13 protein-coding genes and 1 pseudogene are annotated in these 16,338 nt (G+C 66.7%); 10 read left to right on the forward strand and 4 right to left on the reverse strand.

Annotated elements, in window-relative coordinates:
• The 3 genes and pseudogenes from DDZ14_RS12735 to DDZ14_RS12745 form a co-directional block, all read right to left on the reverse strand.
• A pseudogene (locus tag DDZ14_RS12735) lies at positions 1–398 on the reverse strand (transposase); the annotation flags it as partial.
• Between the two features lie 133 nt (positions 399–531).
• Positions 532–1,758 (reverse strand): M20 family metallopeptidase, encoded by a 1,227-nt coding sequence (locus DDZ14_RS12740; protein ID WP_109425369.1) that lies wholly within the window; start codon positions 1,756–1,758, stop codon positions 532–534.
• 129 nt (positions 1,759–1,887) lie between these two features.
• Entirely contained in the window at positions 1,888–2,553 is a 666-nt protein-coding gene (locus tag DDZ14_RS12745; protein WP_146193138.1) for a GntR family transcriptional regulator, read from the reverse strand.
• Between the two features lie 200 nt (positions 2,554–2,753).
• On the opposite strand from DDZ14_RS12745, the gene ehuB reads away from it, so the two are divergent.
• The 9 genes from ehuB (at position 2,754) to DDZ14_RS12790 (ending at position 12,104) form a co-directional block, all read left to right on the forward strand.
• On the forward strand, positions 2,754–3,599 hold the full coding sequence (gene ehuB, locus DDZ14_RS12750) for an ectoine/hydroxyectoine ABC transporter substrate-binding protein EhuB (RefSeq protein WP_109425371.1): 846 nt from the start codon (positions 2,754–2,756) through the stop codon (positions 3,597–3,599).
• A gap of 66 nt (positions 3,600–3,665) precedes the next feature.
• Entirely contained in the window at positions 3,666–4,331 is a 666-nt protein-coding gene (gene ehuC, locus DDZ14_RS12755; RefSeq protein WP_109425372.1) for an ectoine/hydroxyectoine ABC transporter permease subunit EhuC, read from the forward strand.
• A gap of 3 nt (positions 4,332–4,334) precedes the next feature.
• Entirely contained in the window at positions 4,335–5,003 is a 669-nt protein-coding gene (gene ehuD, locus DDZ14_RS12760) for an ectoine/hydroxyectoine ABC transporter permease subunit EhuD (protein ID WP_109425373.1), read from the forward strand.
• Entirely contained in the window at positions 5,003–5,815 is an 813-nt protein-coding gene (gene ehuA / locus DDZ14_RS12765) for an ectoine/hydroxyectoine ABC transporter ATP-binding protein EhuA (RefSeq protein WP_109425433.1), read from the forward strand. Before ehuD ends, ehuA begins: the two co-directional genes overlap by 1 nt.
• A gap of 122 nt (positions 5,816–5,937) precedes the next feature.
• Positions 5,938–7,083 (forward strand): Xaa-Pro peptidase family protein, encoded by a 1,146-nt coding sequence (locus DDZ14_RS12770; protein ID WP_109425374.1) that lies wholly within the window; start codon positions 5,938–5,940, stop codon positions 7,081–7,083.
• A gap of 33 nt (positions 7,084–7,116) precedes the next feature.
• Complete coding sequence (locus DDZ14_RS12775) at positions 7,117–8,370, forward strand: sarcosine oxidase subunit beta family protein (RefSeq protein WP_109425375.1); 1,254 nt, start codon at positions 7,117–7,119, stop codon at positions 8,368–8,370.
• A gap of 11 nt (positions 8,371–8,381) precedes the next feature.
• Positions 8,382–8,669, forward strand: a complete 288-nt coding sequence (locus DDZ14_RS12780; protein ID WP_109425376.1) for a sarcosine oxidase subunit delta — start codon at positions 8,382–8,384, stop codon at positions 8,667–8,669.
• Complete coding sequence (locus tag DDZ14_RS12785) at positions 8,666–11,563, forward strand: sarcosine oxidase subunit alpha family protein (protein ID WP_109425377.1); 2,898 nt, start codon at positions 8,666–8,668, stop codon at positions 11,561–11,563. The genes DDZ14_RS12780 and DDZ14_RS12785 overlap by 4 nt, the downstream gene beginning before the upstream one ends.
• On the forward strand, positions 11,556–12,104 hold the full coding sequence (locus tag DDZ14_RS12790) for a hypothetical protein (RefSeq protein WP_158275523.1): 549 nt from the start codon (positions 11,556–11,558) through the stop codon (positions 12,102–12,104). Before DDZ14_RS12785 ends, DDZ14_RS12790 begins: the two co-directional genes overlap by 8 nt.
• 27 nt (positions 12,105–12,131) lie before the next feature.
• Here the strand turns inward: DDZ14_RS12790 and DDZ14_RS12795 are convergent, their stop codons facing one another.
• Positions 12,132–12,917: an MBL fold metallo-hydrolase gene (locus DDZ14_RS12795; protein WP_109425379.1), complete on the reverse strand. Its 786-nt coding sequence runs from the start codon at positions 12,915–12,917 to the stop codon at positions 12,132–12,134.
• A gap of 596 nt (positions 12,918–13,513) precedes the next feature.
• On the opposite strand from DDZ14_RS12795, the gene DDZ14_RS12800 reads away from it, so the two are divergent.
• Positions 13,514–16,036 (forward strand): serine/threonine-protein kinase, encoded by a 2,523-nt coding sequence (locus tag DDZ14_RS12800; RefSeq protein ID WP_109425380.1) that lies wholly within the window; start codon positions 13,514–13,516, stop codon positions 16,034–16,036.
• Positions 16,037–16,338 lie beyond the last annotated feature (302 nt).

Genomic DNA, 16,338 nt, shown 5'->3' on the forward strand with positions numbered 1-16,338 from the left:
GCCTCTCGGCAGCTTGCGCTGTGTCGAGCGATGCTGACGCAGCACGCGGCAGGCCCGACGCTCCGACACCCGGAGCTGACCCCGCACATGATCGATGCAGGCGCGGCGGCGGGCGGGGCTCAGAAGTTTCCCCGTGCGGCCTCCGTCAGGATGAGCTTGTCGAGCGTCAGGTCCGAGACCGCTTTCCTGAGCCGCTCGTTCTCCTTCTTGAGCCGCTTGAGTTCCTTCAGTTGGTCGGTTCCCATCCCGCCATACTGCTTGCGCCATCGGTAGTAGGTCTGCTCGGTGATGCGCACCTCGCGGATCGCATCCAGCCGCGCCATCCCTTGCCCGACAAGCACCTCAACCTGCCTCAGTTTCGTGACAATCTCCTCAGGCTTGTGCCGCTTCGTAGCCATTCCGGTCCTCCGTTTTCCTAAACATTACGGCGGACCACTTTAGTGGGGGAAGATCACGTGATCTGAACGGCGGCAGGATTCCACGGTAATGCCGTCATTGAGCGGTCGTGGCCGGGGGGTGAAGGCCGGCGATCTAGCGGTCCCGGCCGGGACCGGCCCGGCCCGGTGTGCCTGTCTCGGCGGAGATGAAATCGAGCGCCGTCGCGAAGGCGACGCGCGCGACGTTCACCAGATCCGGGACCGGCACGAACTCGTCGGGCTGATGACAGACCCGAAAATCCCCGGCGCCGAAATTCACTGTGGGAATGCCCGCGTCACAGACGAAATTGCGCATGTCGCTGCCATAGGGCGGGCCCCAGATCTCGGGCTCGGCACCAGTGATCTCACGTATGTTGCGTCCGAGTGACTGCACGAGGTCGCTGTCGAGCGCGGTTTCCGTCGCCTCGTTGAGATCGACGAAGGCGACGTCCCAGCCGATGTCGTCGCGCCCGGCGGCGGCGCGCTCCAGCATGGCGCGCAGGTCGCGTTCCACATTGGCCACGCTCTCGTCGGGCAACATGCGGCGGTCGACGGTCATCTCGCAGCCGCGCGCCGTGCTGTTATGCGTCTCACCCAACTGCAGGCGGGTGATCCGGCAGCCGGGGCTGGCCAGCAGGTGGTGGGTCTTCTGGGACACCTCGGCATGGTAGGCTTCGACCTCGGCGGCGAAGCGCTGCACCACATGCATCAGATCGGCGGCGTCCGGCGCGGTCAGGCCGCAGTGGCACGCCGGGCCGGTCAGCGTGATCCGGTGCCAGCAGGCGCCCCTTGTGCCCGGCCCGATGCGGCTGTCGGTCGGCTCCATCGTGATGGCGGCGTCTCCCGTGTAGCCCTGGGCCAGCAGGGTCTTGGTCCCCGGCTCGTCGGTTTCCTCGCCCATCGGGAACTGCGCCATCAATGTGCCGGGAAGGCGCGCGCCGCTGTCCTTGAGCGCCTTGAGCATCGCCATGATGCTGGCCAGCGATCCCTTCATGTCGCAACTGCCCAGCCCGTAGAGCCGATCGCCCACGCGGGTTCCCTCGAAGGGCGGGTAGGTCCAGAGCGCCGGGTCGCCTTCCGGCACCGTGTCGATATGGGCGTTGAGGATGAAGGTCGGCCCATTGCCGTTGCCGCGCATCCAGGCCACGACCTGCGGGCGCTCCGGGTCGGGGGCGGGGATCAGCTCGGCCTCGATGCCCCAGCCCGTCAGCGTGTCGTGGATGAAGGCGGCGCAGGCTTTCTCCTCTCCCGGAGGATTGCGCGTCGGGATCGCGATCAGTTGGCGCGTCAGATCGACGATCAGGTCTTCCGACAGCGCCGCGATGATCTGGTCTCTGGTCATGAGTTTCCCGGTTGCTCTGGGTATGAACTACCCGGATGTATACATCTGAAGCGATGCGGCCCGCAAGCGGTGGCCGTCGGTTTCGGGGCATATGCCGTGCGGGCGTTTCAGGGGGGCGGCAAAATACTTTCAGACGGCGAGCTCCTCTTCCTGTAGATCGTTCCGAAAATGCTGGGCCTGCCGGTCGATGCTGCCGGTCAGATGCAGCCAGCGGATATGGCCCACGGCACGCACATCGTTGCGCTGCAACGCCATGTACACATCGGTCATCTCGGCGATGAAATGGCCTATCTCGTCGCGCAGGTTCAGTTTCGGGATCGAGTGAACCCACAGTCTTGCGGTCAGATAGTAAAGTTTTTCAGTGACTTCCCTGAGCGCGGCATTCCCGCTGATCTGCTGGATCAACTCGAAGAACTTGGCGTTGAGCTTGGCGAATTCGGTGACCGTCAGGGTGTCGCCGCGCACCTGGCATTGCCGCATGAGCGCGGCCACGCCGCGGCTCAGTGGGCGCGCATCCTCGACCGGCGACATCTGGCACAGCAGAAGGGCCATTTCCTTGCGCAGTTCCAGCGTCTGGAGCAGCGCCTCCGGTTCGATCTCCGTGACGATCGTGCCGACGCCGCGCCGTGCGTTCACCAGCCCCTGCGCCTCCAACTGGGCCAGAACCCCGCGAATCGGGGTCCGGCTGACATGAAACTCGTTGGCCAGTTCGATCTCGCCGAGCCGACTTCCGGGGGGGTAGGTCAGAAAGCAGATCCGGTCCCGCAGCTCGCGGTGTATCTCCTGTGTCTTCACGCCCAACCTCTTGATTCAACGACGGATTAAAGCCCAGCTTGATGCAGGGGTGCAGCCTTGCATCGGTTAAATTGTATACACCGGTTTCTCCGTTCCGCAAGTTTATCGCCGGAATGTGCTAGAATCGCTTGACCGGGGACCGGAAATTTCTGTGATGTATACACCTAGAATAGCACTGCCACCAACAGAGGGGACTACCAATGAGACGCGATTTCCTGAAACTCGCAGTATCCGCCGCCGCGCTGGCGTTCGCCGCGCCGATGGCCGCGCAGGCCGGACAGCTTATGGACCGGATCGAGGCGGGCGAGACGATCCGCATCGGCTTTGCCAATGAAGTGCCCTGGGCCTATCCGGGTGAGGGCAACGAGCCGCTGGGCTTCGTCAACGCCCATGCGCTGGGCGTGCTCGAACAAATGGGTTACACGGATATCGAGCCCGTCGTGACCGATTGGGGCGGGCTTATCCCCGGCCTGAAGGCAGGCCGTTTCGATATCATCACCGGCGGCATGTACATCCTGAAAAGCCGCTGCGAGAACGTCAATTTCTCCGAGCCGATGGCGCAGGTCTCCGACGCGTTCATCGTGGCGTCGGGCAATCCCAAGGGCATCCAGACTTACAAGGATCTGATCGAGAATGACGCGGTCATGGTGACCGGTGCGGGCTTCAACACGGTCGAGGCCGCCAAGAAGGAAGGCGTGCCCGACGCGCAGGTGATGCAGGTGCCGGGACCGACCGAGATCCTTGCCGCCGTGCGCTCGGGTCGTGCCGATGCAGGCGCAGTGACCTTCTTCACCGCACAGGAACTGGCCGCGAATTCCGGTGGCGAGGTGGAGGTGACCAATCCCGCTGCCCTGCCTGAATGGACGCAGAACTGGGTGGGCATCGCCTTCCGCCCCGGGGATCAGGATTTCCTGGACGAGTTCAACGCTGCGCAGGACGCCTATCTGGGCTCCGACGAGATGCTCGCCGCGGTCGCACCATACGGTTATGACGAAAAAGTGCTTCCCGGTGACGCCTCGACGGAATGGGTTTGCGAGAACCGCTGATCGCCATGTGAGAACCGGCGGGCCCGGCGGGCCCGCCCCTATCGCCCGTCGGCGCGCGGAGGCCGTATGTCCTACTGGGAGTTCCTGTCCGAATACGGCCCCCGTCTGATCGACGGAACGCTGGTCACCGCGGCGCAGTTCTTCCTCGCCGCGGCGCTGGCCATCGTGATCGCGCTGATCGCCGGGCTCATGAAACTCTCGCCGTATCTGCCGGTCCGCGCACCGGCCGTCGTGTATATCGAGGTGTTCCGCGGCACGTCGCTTCTGGTGCAACTCTACTGGATCTTCTTCGTGCTGCCGCTCTTCGGCGTCAGCTTCGACAAGTTTACCGCGGGCTTCGTCGCCGTCGGCATGAATCTCGGGGCCTACGGGGCGGAACTGGTGCGCGGCGGCATTCAATCGGTGCCCAAGGGGCAGTGGGAGGCCGCCTATTCCCTGTCGATGTCTCCGCTGCGCCGGATGTGGCGGATCATCCTGCCGCAGGCGCTGCTGAACATGCTGCCGCCCTGGGGCAACCTGCTGATCGAGCTTCTGAAGGGCACCGCGCTGGTTGCTCTGATTTCGGTCGCGGACCTGATGTTCGAGGCCCGGCAGATCAACGGCTCGACCTATCTTTCGGCCCAGACCTTCGGCTCCGCGCTGATTATCTATTACATCTTCGCGCGGCTCATCATCACGCCTTTCATGCGCTGGCTGGAACGGGTGATGCGGCGCAAGCTGGGGAGGGCCTGAGCCATGTTCGACTGGCGCTGGGACTTCACCTGGGAGATTCTGCCGCGGCTGTTCGAGGCGACGCTGAACACGATGATCGCCGCGGGCGCGGGCTATGCGATCGCGGTGGTGCTGGGGCTCGTGCTGGCGCTGGCGCAGCGCACGCCCTGGCGCGTGCTGACCTTCGTCGTGCGCGAGGTCGTGGAGTTCATCCGCTCCACCCCGCTCGTGTTGCAGATTTTCTTCGTTTTCTTCGTGGGGCCGCAATTCGGCATCCGGCTCGATCCCTGGACCTCGGGCATGATCGCCATCGGGCTGCACTATTCGGCCTATCTCTCCGAGGTCTACCGGGGCGGGATCGAGAGCGTGGCGAAAGGCCAGTGGGAAGCCTGCGCCTCGCTGTCGATGTCGACGCGCGACACCTATTTCCGGATCATCATCCCGCAGGCGCTGCCGCCTTCGCTGGCGGGGATGGGCAATTACCTGGTGGGCATCTTCAAGGACACCCCGATGCTCTCGGTGATCGGCGTGGCGGAGCTGATGCACACGGCCAACGCCATCGGGTCCGAGAATTACCGCTTCCTCGAACCCTATACGCTGGTGGGGGTGATCTTCCTCGCCATTTCACTGCCCGCCGCCGGTCTGATCCGGGTCTTCGAGGGCTGGGTCCGCAAGAAACTGGGAATGCAATGATGGACGACCTGACGCAATATCCCCTGACGCTGGAGGGAGCGGACGCGCCGATGGTCAGCTTCCGCAACGTGACCAAGCGCTACGGCTCGCTCACCGTCCTGGAAGGGCTCGACCTGGATGTGGCCGAGGGCGAGATGATCGCGATCATCGGTCCGTCCGGGTCCGGCAAGACGACTGTGCTGCGGATGCTGATGCTGGAGCGCATCCAGGAGGGTGTGATCTATGTGGACGGCAAGCCGATCACCCATCAAGCGAAGAACGGCAAGCTGGTTCCGGCAAGCGACCGCTACCTGCGCCGCGCGCGTGAGCCGATCGGAATGTGCTTCCAGCATTTCAACCTCTTCCCGCACATGACCGCGCTGCAGAACTGTATGGAGGGCCCGGTGCAGGTGCTGGGCATGTCGCGGCGCGACGCGCGGGAGCGCGCGGAGGACCTGCTGGAGATGGTGGGCATGATCGACAAGAAGGATCAGCACCCCTCGCGGCTTTCGGGCGGTCAGCAGCAGCGGGTGGCCATCGCCCGCGCGCTGGCGATGCGGCCCAAGGTGATGCTCTTCGACGAGGTGACATCGGCGCTCGACCCCGAAGTGATCGGCGAGGTGACGAATGTCATCAAGAAACTGGTGACCGAGCACAATCTGACCATGCTGATGGTCACGCACCAGATGGGCTTTGCGCGCGATATCTCTGACCGGGTGTGTTTCTTCTATGGCGGCCGCATCGAGGAGCAGGGCAAGCCGGCGGAGTTGTTCGACAACCCGCAAAGGGAGCGCACGCAACAATTCCTCTCGGCGGTCAAATCGGCCGATTGACCATGAAAACCACGTTCATGCGGCGCCTGTCCGGCGGACAGGCCGCGCCCCCGCTGTGACCCTGGTTCCTTACACCCTGCCGCGCCCGGACGGTCCGGGCCGAATTTCAAGGTCTGACTGACATGCACAAGAACCCGTTTTCCGATGCCGAGCTTGCGCGGAGGCTTGACGCCACGCGCCGTCAGATGGAGACGCGGCAACTCGACATCGCGGTCTTCTCCGCGCCCGAGAGCGTCTTCTACCTGACCGGGCTGGATCACTGGGGGTATTTCGCGCCCCATCACCTGGTCGTGCCGCTGGCTGGCGAGCCGGTGCTGATCACCCGCGAGATGGAGCGTGTGAGTATTGAAAACCAGGTGCGCAACGCCGCCTTCCGGGGCCATAGCGACAGCGAAAGCGCGGCCGATTGTCTGGCGGGCCTGCTGGCGCGGATGCCGGGTGTGCGGATCGGCATCGAGGCGCAGAGTACGGGGCTCAGCGATGCGGCGGGCCGGGCGCTGCGCGCCGCGATGGACGGGCGGGCGTTCGAGGATATCTCGGACCTCTCGCCGCACATGCGGCTGGTCAAGAGCGACGAGGAGATGGCCCTGATGCGCCGCGCGGCGGTGGCCTCCGACGCCGCAGCGATGGCGGCGGTCGCGGCCATCCGGGACGGTGCGCGCGAGGCGGATGTGGCGGCCGAGGCGGTGGCGGCGATGACCCGCGCGGGCGGCAACCCGCCGGGATTCGGCCCCTTCATCCGCCCCGACGCCCGGCTGGGCGAGGAGCATACGACATGGGGCGAGGGCCGCTATGCGAAGGGCGAGCGCGTCTTCATGGAGCTTGCCGGCTGCGTCTCGCGCTACCATGCGCCACTGGGCCGGCTGGTGCATATCGGCAGTATCCGGGACGAGGACGCGCGAATGGCCGAGACGTGCAAGATCGCCTTCGACGCGGTCCGCGCGGCGCTGCGGCCCGGCGCGCGGGCCCGCGATGTCTATGCCGCCTGGCAGGATGTGGCGGACGCGGCGGGAATGGCGCATTACCGGCGGCACCATTGCGGCTACCTGGTGGGGATCGGCCTGCCGCCCTCCTGGACCGGGGGCAACTCGGTCACCGGGCTGCGCCACGATTCCGACCTCGAAATCGTGACCGGCATGAGCTTCCACATCCTCAGTTGGCTGATGGGCACCGGCAAGGGCGATTTCTTCATGTCGAACTGCGTGCTGCTCGGCCCCGATGGGGCGGAAGTGCTGACGCGCACGCCGTCCGGGCCGCAACTGGTCTGACCGCGCGGTGCAGCGGATGAGGGGGTTTGAGATATGAAGCGTTTCTCCGGGCTGCGCATCCTGGCCGAAGGGCTGACCGGCAATGCCGGGTGGCGGCCGCACTGGCGCGATGCCGCACCGGCGGAGGCTTATGACATCGTGATCGTGGGCGGCGGCGGGCACGGGCTGGCCACCGCCTATCACCTGGCCGAGACGTATGGCGAGGCGCGCATCGCCGTGGTGGAGAAAGGCTGGATCGGCGGCGGCAATGTGGGGCGCAACACCACCGTGGTGCGCGCCAACTACCTGTTGCCTGCCAACCAGCGTTTCTACGCGCTGAGCCTGCGCATGTGGGAGCGCTTCGAGCAGGAGTTGAACTACAACGCGATGGTGTCGCAGCGCGGCATCCTCAATCTCTATCACAGCGACGGGCAGCGCGACGCCTATATCCGGCGCGGCAACGCAATCCGCTTCTCCGGCGCGGACGCCGAGCATCTGGACCGCGCCGCGCTGGAACGGATGTGGCCATTCTTCGACTACGACAACGCTCGATTCCCGATCCGCGGCGGGCTCTGGCAGCCGCGCGGCGGCACGGTACGACACGATGCAGTGGCCTGGGGCTATGCGCGGGCAGCTTCGGCGCGGGGCGTTGATATCGTCCAGAACTGCGAGGTGACGGGCTTCGACATCCAAGGCGGCCGGATTGCCGGGCTGCGCACCAGCCGCGGCGCGATCGGCGCGGGCCGGGTCGGCATCTGCGTGGCGGGCCATTCCAGCCGCGTGATGGAGATGGCGGGCATGAACCTGCCGGTCGAAAGCCATGTGCTCCAGGCGTTCGTGTCGGAGGGGCTCAAGCCCTGCATTCCGGGCGTCATCGGCTTCGGCGCCGGGCATTTCTACATCAGCCAGTCCGACAAGGGCGGGCTGGTCTTCGGCGGCGATCTGGATGGCTACAATTCCTATGCGCAGCGCGGCAACCTGCCGATGGTGGAACATGTCTGCGCTGGCGGCATGGCCTTGATGCCGATGATCGGGCGGGCGCGGCTCTTGCGCATGTGGGGCGGCGTGATGGACATGACGATGGATGGCTCGCCGATCATCGACCGCACGCCGGTGGAAGGGCTCTTCTTCAATGGCGGCTGGTGCTATGGCGGCTTCAAGGCGACGCCCGCATCGGGCCTTGTCTTCGCCCATCTGATTGCCACCGGAACCCCGCACGAGGCCGCGGCGGATTTCCGGCTGGACCGTTTCGCGCGCGGCCATCTGATCGACGAGGCCGGCAGCGGCCCGCAGCCCAACCTGCACTAGGAGACACGGCGATGATGATCGACCATCCGATTCTGGGTCCGAGGGATGCCGAGGAATTCGTCTATCTGGGCGACGCCTGCCTGATGGTGCGGCCCGACGGCATGGCTGCTGATGCGGCGGAAGCTTTTGCGACCTATCTCTATGCGCGCGAGAACCCCGCCGGGCGGCATCGCGAGCTCTGGTTTCACGAGCAGGGCGACCAGTCCTGGCTGATCGTCACACGCTGCACGCGGACGCACGCGATCGAGAAGGTGGAACTGGCGCAGGACGCCGCGCGGGCCGGGGTGGTTGGGCAATGACGCAGCACCACCGCATCGGCGGCGGGCTGGTCGATCGCAGCCAGAGCCTGAGCTTCACCTTCAACGGCCGGACGATGCAGGGCCATCCCGGCGATACGCTGGCCTCGGCGCTGCTTGCCAACGGCGTGCGGCTCGTGGGGCGAAGCTTCAAGTATCACCGCCCGCGCGGTATGTTCTCCGCCGGGCCGGAGGAGCCGAACGCGCTCGTGACCCTGGGCGAGGGTGCCCGGACCGAGCCCAACACCCGCGCCACCATGGCCGAGCTTTTCAACGGCCTCCAAGCGGCCAGCCAGAACCATCGCGGCCCGCTGGGCTTCGACCTGATGGCCGCGACCGACCTGCTGGCGCCCTTCCTTGGGGCGGGGTTCTACTACAAGACATTCATGTGGCCGCGCGCCTTCTGGGAGCGTGTCTACGAGCCGTTGATCCGCCGGGCCGCGGGTCTCGGCGCGCTTTCCGGGCAAGACGATCCGGGGCTCTATGACAAGGGCTACCGGCATTGCGACGTGCTGGTGATCGGGGCGGGTCCCGCCGGGATGGCCGCGGCGCTGGCGGCGGGGCGTGCCGGTGCGCGGGTGATCCTGGCGGACGAGGATTTCCGCCCCGGCGGGCGGCTTCTGGCGGAATGGCACGAGATCGACGGCCAGCCGGGCGCGGACTGGGCCGCCGCCGCCTGGGCCGAGCTTGACGGCATGGAGCATGTGCGCCTGATGCCGCGCTGCACCGTATTCGGGGTCTACGATCACGGCATCTGCGGCGCGGTGGAGCTTACCGCGCCGGATACGCCCGAGGACCGGCCGCGCCAGGTCATGTGGCGGATCTACGCGCGGCGCACGGTGCTCTGCGCCGGGGCGACCGAGCGCTCGCTCGTCTTTCCCGGCAACGACCGGCCGGGGGTAATGCTGGCCGGTGCGGTGCAGGCCTATGCCAACCGCTGGGCCGTAGCCGCCGGGCGCAATATCGCGGTGCTGGCCAATCACGACGGCGGCGCCGACCTGGCGGAGGAGCTGCGCGCCGCCGGGCTGAGCGTCGCGGCCGTGGTCGAGGCCCACAATGGGCAGGGCGTCGCCGCCACGCGGGGGCGGCTGGGGCTTCGCGGGGTGACGCTGGGAGATGGCAGGCGGCTGGACTGCGACTGCCTGGCTGTCAGCGGCGGCTGGTCGCCCAACATCCACCTGACATGCCATCTGGACAGCCGGCCGGTCTGGTGCGACGACATCCAGGCTTTCGTGCCCGGATCCGTCCTGCCGGAGGGGATGCGCGTGGCGGGCGCCGCCAACGGCGCCTTTTCCTTGCCGGATTGCCTGGCCGAGGGGCAGGCGGCCGGCCGTGCCGCGGCCGAGGCCGCCGGGCACCCCGCCGCCGCCCCGGTCCATCGCGCTTCCGGCATCGCGCATGCGCCCGCGCCGGTCTGGCGGACCGGGCCGGAGAAGGGCCGCGCCTGGGTCGATCTGCAAAACGACGTGACCGCCAAGGATATCGCGCTGGCCCGGCGGGAAGGATTCGGCGCGGTCGAGCATCTCAAGCGTTACACGACGCTCGGCATGGCCACCGACCAGGGCAAGACCTCGAACCTGCCAGGGCTCGCGCTCCTGGCGGGCGCCACGGGGCGCAGCATTCCCGAGACCGGCACGACCCGCTACCGCCCGCCCTACACGCCGGTCAGCATCGGGGCCTTCGCGGGGCGCGAGCGGGGCCGTCATTTCCGACCCGTCCGCCATACCCCGGCGCATGACTGGGCGGCGCGCCTTGGTGCATCCTTCACCGAAAGCGGGCTCTGGCTGCGGGCGGAATGGTTCGCGCGGCCCGGCGAGACCGGCTGGCGCGACAGCGTGGATCGTGAGGCACGCCAGACGCGCGCCGCCGTGGGCATCTGCGATGTCAGCACGCTGGGAAAGATCGATATCCGCGGGCGCGACGCCTTGTCCTTCGTCGACTTCGTATTTTGCAACGGCTTTGCCAGCCTGCCCGTGGGCAAGGTGCGCTACGGGCTGATGCTGCGCGAGGACGGGCTCGTCATGGATGACGGCACCACCGCGCGGCTGGGCGAGCATCACTTCCTGATGACGACCACGACCGCCAATGCCGGGCCGGTCTACCGGCACCTGGAATTCGTGCGCCAATGCCTTCAGCCGCACTGGGACGTGCATCTGGTGCCCGAAACCGATGGCTGGGCGCAATTTTCCGTCGCCGGGCCGAAGTCGCGCGCGCTGCTCTCGCGGCTCGTCGATGCGCCCTTCGACATCTCCAACGCGGGCTTTCCCTTCATGGCCTGCGCGGAGCTGACCGTCTGCGGCGGCACGCGGGCGCGGCTCTTCCGGATCTCGTTTTCGGGTGAGCTGGCCTACGAGATCGCGGTGCCCGCGCGCTATGGCAACGCGCTGGGCGCGGCGCTGATGGAGGCCGGGGCCGATCTGGGCGTCCTCGCCTACGGGGTGGAGGCGCTCGATGTGATGCGGGTGGAGAAGGGCCACCCGTCGGGCAATGAGCTCAACGGGCAGACAGGGCCCGTGCATCTGGGGATGGACCGCATGGCCTCGCGGCGGAAGGACTATGTCGGGCGTGCCCGGCTGGGGATCAGCCATGTGGACGGGGCAGAGGATGTGCAACTCGTCGGCGTGCGCCCGGTGCGGGAGGGCGATACGCTCTGGAACGGGGCGCATTTCCTGGAACCTGGCGCGGCGGCCACACTGGAGGCGGACCAGGGCTGGATGAGTTCGGTCACCCATTCGCCTGCGCTGGGTCACGCGGTCGGCCTGGCCTTCATCCGCAACGGTGCCGCGCGGATCGGCGAGCGGCTGCGTGCCGTGGACCTGGTGCGCGGAAGCGATGTCGAGGTGGAGATCGTGCCGCCCCATTTTCTCGATCCAGAAGGGGAGCGTCTTCATGCCTGAGCTTCGTTTGACAGAAACGCCGGCGATTGTGCGTGCGCCGGTGGAACGCGGCGGAACGCGGCTTGTGGCGGTCGGCGAGAGCGGCGTCCTGACGCTCGTTCTTCGGCGCGGCGATCCGCAGCGGCTCGCGCAGGAGATCGGCGCGGCGCTGGACTGCGACCTGCCCGCCGTGGGGGGCAGTACCGACGCGACCGGCGGCGCGCGGCTTTTGCGCCCGGCGGCGGAGCGTGCCCATCTGGTCACGCCAGGCTCTTCCGTCCCGTCCGCGGCTGAAGGTGAAACCTTCTATGGCATCGATCAATCCGACTACTGGTCTTGCCTGAACCTTTCGGGGCCGCTTTCGCGCGCCTGTCTGGAGCGGCTCTGGAAGCCCGATCTCGGCGATGCGGCCTTTCCGCCGGGCGCCGTGGCGCGCAGCGCGCTCGGCCCGGTGGCGGCCGTCCTCTGCCGCCTGCGGCCCGCGGCGTACCTGCTGCTGGTGCCGCGCTCCTACGCGCAGGCCGGCTTCGATGAGCTGGAAACCTCGCTCGCCTGGGTCTGAGGCGCGAGCCGGCCGTGCGGTGTACGGTCAGAGGTCCGGGTTGTCAGGATACCAGTCCACCAGCCGGACCGTCGTTGCCGCCGGGACGAGGTTTGCAAAGGCGGCCGGGTCCTGCGTGCCGCCGTCGCGGCCGCGGTAATGGTAGGGATAGACGAACCGGGGCTTGAATTCCGCCACCGCCGAGGCTGCGGCCTCGGCCGCCATGGTGAAGGGCAGGTTCATGCAGACGAAGGCCAGGTCGATATCCCGGAGCGCCCGCATCTCCGGCACGTCTTCGGTATCGCCGGAGATGTAGACGCGGAAGCCCTCGAAGCTCAGCACGTATCCGTTGTCGCGTCCTTTCGGATGGAAGTTCATCCTCTCCTCGGTCAGGTTGTGGGCCGGGATCGCGTCTATCCCGACGTCCCGCCAATCCGTGGCCTCGCCATTTCCGATGACCTGCGACATGCCCGCCAGATGGTCCGGCATCATGCCCAGGACGTCCGGGCAGGTGATGATCGGGGTTCGGTCGGCCGCGAGCGCGGTCAGCGTCTCGGGGCTGTAATGGTCGCCATGGCGGTGGGTGACGAGGATGAGTTCGGGCCGCGGGAAGCCGGCATAGGCTCCGGTGTCACCGACAGGATCGCAGTAGATCGTCCCGACCGGCGTCTCCATGACAAAAGATGCGTGGCTGACCGGATGCACTGCGATCTCGCCGCCCGCAGCCTTGAAGACATCCGGTCCGCCTTCCTCCGCGCGGGCGCCGTAGGGCAGGAGGGTGACCGCCCCGGTCGTCGCGGCGGACACGAGAAAATCACGTCTCGTCTGGGTCATGGCGTTCTCCTTTGCTTCTTCGGGGTGCCTGGGATGTAGCGTGGCCCGACGGGTTGGCCAGACGCGGGACCGGCCGCGTTGCACAAAGCCGTCGATGGCTGAAGGTTGCGTTTCCTCGGGGAGACTATTCCCGTCCGCCGATGCGCTCTTCCGATGTCAACGGGTCTGCGCAATCGGCGCGCAGGTGATTCTCTTTGGGACTGCGCGGGGGCGGCCCCACGGCCTGTCTGCGGCCCCCTCGGCCGCGCGAACCCGCTTCGCTTGTGGCCGCTCCCCCGGCTTTCTTGTGCAAATTCGGTGAGCGTCCGGCCGGCAAGTCGGTTAATTGTTCGAGCCGTCGAAACTATGGAAATTCCGGCTGGCCCGAAAATCCGTGGATTTGCGACCATTTCCGCATGAACTCGGACCCGAAATCTGCGCAGTTTCAGATATTTGCAGCCAAGCGATCCGTCATTATTCCCCCTTTGCGCCCAAATGTTGCCAGTTTCTCGAACGATCAGAAACCTGGTTTCAGGGGATATCAAATCTTCGAACCGGGCTCGGGAGAGGCAGGCGTCCGCACTTCCTTCCCCAATCGACGCAATTGGAGTACCAGAATGGCACCGCAGGAACAGCCCGAGACTTCCGAACTCGACGGGCCGCTAGACGAGTTGCAGCCGGGCACGACCCTGCTTCACGGGCAGTACACCATCACCCGGTTCCTGAATAATGGCGGCTTCGGAATCACCTACCTGGCCAAGGACAGTCTCGACCGCGACGTGGTGATCAAGGAATGCTTCGCCGATGCGTTCTGCCGCCGCACGAACACCATCGTTAGCGCCAGGTCGCGTGCACATCAGTCCTCGCTGAAGTCGATCATCCGGCATTTCATCCAGGAAGCCCGGAGCCTGTCCAAGCTCCAGCATCCCAACATCGTGGGTGTGCACCAGGTTTTCGAGGACAACGACACCGCCTACATGGCCATCGACTTCGTGGACGGGAAGGACCTCCTCGATATCGTCGATGACGCGAAGACGAAGCTGACCGCGGACCAGATCGTCGGGATCACACGCAAGCTGCTCTCGGCGATCGGCTACGTGCATCAGCACGGCATGCTCCATCGCGATATCTCGCCCGACAACATCCTGCTGAACAAGGAAGGCGAGCCGATCCTGATAGATTTCGGCGCCGCGCGGGAGCATGTCGGCGAAACCGGACGCAAGCATTCGGCCTTGCGGGTGGTCAAGGACGGCTACTCTCCCCAGGAATTCTACATCGCCGGCAGCGAACAGGGGCCGTGGAGCGATCTCTATGCCCTGGCCGCGTCGCTCTATCACGGGATCAAGGGCGAAGCGCCGATCAACGGTCAGGCCCGGCTCGCGGCAATTGCCGAGCAGCGCCCGGACCCTTACGTGCCTCTGGCCGGGGCCGTTGACGGATATCCGGCCGGTTTCCTGGAAGCCATCGACAAGGCGATGTCCACGAAGCCCTCGGCGCGGTTCCAGAACGCCGCCGAATGGATCGAGATGCTCGACAATCCGGCGGCAGTGTCGGAGGCGGCCGACGCCAATGTGAAGGAGACGCTCTCCCGCCTGCTCGAGTCCGGCGATCTGCTCGGGCCGGAACAGGACGAGGCCCCGGCGCGGGCGGCTGGAATAACGGACCGTTTCGGTGCCCTGGCTGATCCGGCGGGCCGGCCGCAGGCCGCACAAGCATCGCGGGGCCGCGGCATGATCGTGACGGTGTCCGTGCTTGCGCTCCTGGCCGCACTGGGCGCGGCCGGCTATACCTTCCTGCGGCCCGGCACGCCGCCGCAATCGCAGGTCGCCGCGGTTTCGGATACCGCCCCGATCGTCCAGGACGAAATCGCCGGGACACCGGTGCCCGCTCCCGCGCCCGTCGACGACGGGCCGGTCGCGCAGGCACCTTGGCAGCCGGAGGTGGCGGACAGCCAGACCGGAAGCGGCTTCGCCGCCGCCGAACTGGCCGAACCAGCGGCCAACCACAGCACGGTCGCGCTCGCGGAGCCCGCAGACGCAGAGGCCGTGCCGGTTTCCGAGCCCGCGGCAGAGGACATGGCATCTGACGCCTCCGCACCGGACCAAGCCGCACCGGCCGAAACGGATATCGAGGTTGCCCTGGCGGAACACCCCGATGCAATGGACGCGGCTGACGGCGCTGCCGCGGATGCGCCCATCACGGCCGCCACGGACGAACCGGCGATGGTTCCCGAAGCCGAAACGGCGCTGCTGACTGTGGAAACGGGCGGGTCTGAAACTGTCGCCCAAGCAGAGAGCGCGACCGCCCCTGAAGAGATCGCCGAACCGGAGGCTGCGGGCGAACCGGAAAGCGTTGAGCCGGAGACCGTTGTGGAACCGGAGAGCCTTTCCGAATCCGAGATTGCCGCTGAACCCGTGATCGCCGCCGAGCCCGAGACCGCCGAGCCGGAAAGCGCGGCCGAGCCGGAGCCGGTCGTCGCGGCGGCAGCGCCCGCCGAGCCCGCTCCGCTGGCCAGCACGGGCGCAAGCCTGCCGGTGGCGCAACAGCAGGTGACCTTCGAACTGTGGGATGTCGCCTTCCCCTTCGGCTTTATTCAGAACACCGTGCGCAATGCCGAAGTCGCCGTCATCACCGATGTCTCCGATGCCGCCGATCTGGGGGTTGTGGGAACCTGGGTGCGCGAAGGCGTCGAGATCTACACGGTCAATGACCAGCCCCTGTCGAAGGCGGTTCCGTTTGCCTCGCAGATCCTGAACGCGATGGTCGTGGACCCTGACGGGTACACCCGTGCCGTGGTCCGCTACAAGAACGCCGAGAACAACCGTTTCGAACGGGCCCTTCTGGCTATCCCGGTGGTGCGCCGCTTCGGGCTGGCCGACGGATCGGAGATTGAGGCCCGCTTCGTCGATGACGCTTGGCGCCTTACCGTTGCGCAGGTCGGCCGGCAGCCGGAAGACGGATTGCAGGTGGGCGATGTTCTGGTCGCCGACGTGACGACGGGCCGGGCCTTCGACACGCTTGACGGGGTCTCTGCGGTTCTGCAGCGCCTTGTCGCCGAAGACAGCACGTCGACCGGGTTCCGGGTTTTGCGCGACGGGGCTGAAATGCAGGTGAGCTACGAACTGGCGCGCCAATGGTAACCAGCCGGCGGGTGGCGATGCGTCGCGCGCCGGTCCCACATTGTTGTACGGCGCGGGAAACTGGGCCGCTCGAGGCGAGGAAAGGAAGGACGAGACAGGCAGGGCAGATATCCGTGCAGGCCCGCCGAAGGATGCGTTCGGCGGCGGTCGCGACCGGCAGGACCGGGATCGGATCAGGTTGCCCTGGCGCAGGCGGAGACGGATACAGCGAAGCCGGACCGCGCGGTTGTTCCGCGGTTTTCCGGGTGGCTGTCCAGGCAAGACACAATCAGATGAAACGATCTGTCGGGGCGAATGCGCCG

It is taken from the genome of Maritimibacter sp. 55A14 (assembly GCF_003122205.1).
Taxonomy (GTDB): Bacteria; Pseudomonadota; Alphaproteobacteria; order Rhodobacterales; family Rhodobacteraceae; genus QEYE01.

What these genes read in the sequence shown, in the direction of transcription:
- DDZ14_RS12795 (WP_109425379.1), bottom strand. Translation starts at nt 12,917, where the DNA reads ATGACCCAGACGAGACGTGATTTTCTCGTGTCCGCCGCGACGACCGGG.
- DDZ14_RS12790 (WP_158275523.1), top strand. Translation starts at nt 11,556, where the DNA reads ATGCCTGAGCTTCGTTTGACAGAAACGCCGGCGATTGTGCGTGCGCCG.
- DDZ14_RS12775 (WP_109425375.1), top strand. Translation starts at nt 7,117, where the DNA reads ATGAAGCGTTTCTCCGGGCTGCGCATCCTGGCCGAAGGGCTGACCGGC.
- DDZ14_RS12780 (WP_109425376.1), top strand. Translation starts at nt 8,382, where the DNA reads ATGATGATCGACCATCCGATTCTGGGTCCGAGGGATGCCGAGGAATTC.
- DDZ14_RS12785 (WP_109425377.1), top strand. Translation starts at nt 8,666, where the DNA reads ATGACGCAGCACCACCGCATCGGCGGCGGGCTGGTCGATCGCAGCCAG.
- ehuA (WP_109425433.1), top strand. Translation starts at nt 5,003, where the DNA reads ATGGACGACCTGACGCAATATCCCCTGACGCTGGAGGGAGCGGACGCG.
- DDZ14_RS12800 (WP_109425380.1), top strand. Translation starts at nt 13,514, where the DNA reads ATGGCACCGCAGGAACAGCCCGAGACTTCCGAACTCGACGGGCCGCTA.
- ehuD (WP_109425373.1), top strand. Translation starts at nt 4,335, where the DNA reads ATGTTCGACTGGCGCTGGGACTTCACCTGGGAGATTCTGCCGCGGCTG.
- DDZ14_RS12740 (WP_109425369.1), bottom strand. Translation starts at nt 1,758, where the DNA reads ATGACCAGAGACCAGATCATCGCGGCGCTGTCGGAAGACCTGATCGTC.
- ehuC (WP_109425372.1), top strand. Translation starts at nt 3,666, where the DNA reads ATGTCCTACTGGGAGTTCCTGTCCGAATACGGCCCCCGTCTGATCGAC.
- ehuB (WP_109425371.1), top strand. Translation starts at nt 2,754, where the DNA reads ATGAGACGCGATTTCCTGAAACTCGCAGTATCCGCCGCCGCGCTGGCG.
- DDZ14_RS12770 (WP_109425374.1), top strand. Translation starts at nt 5,938, where the DNA reads ATGCACAAGAACCCGTTTTCCGATGCCGAGCTTGCGCGGAGGCTTGAC.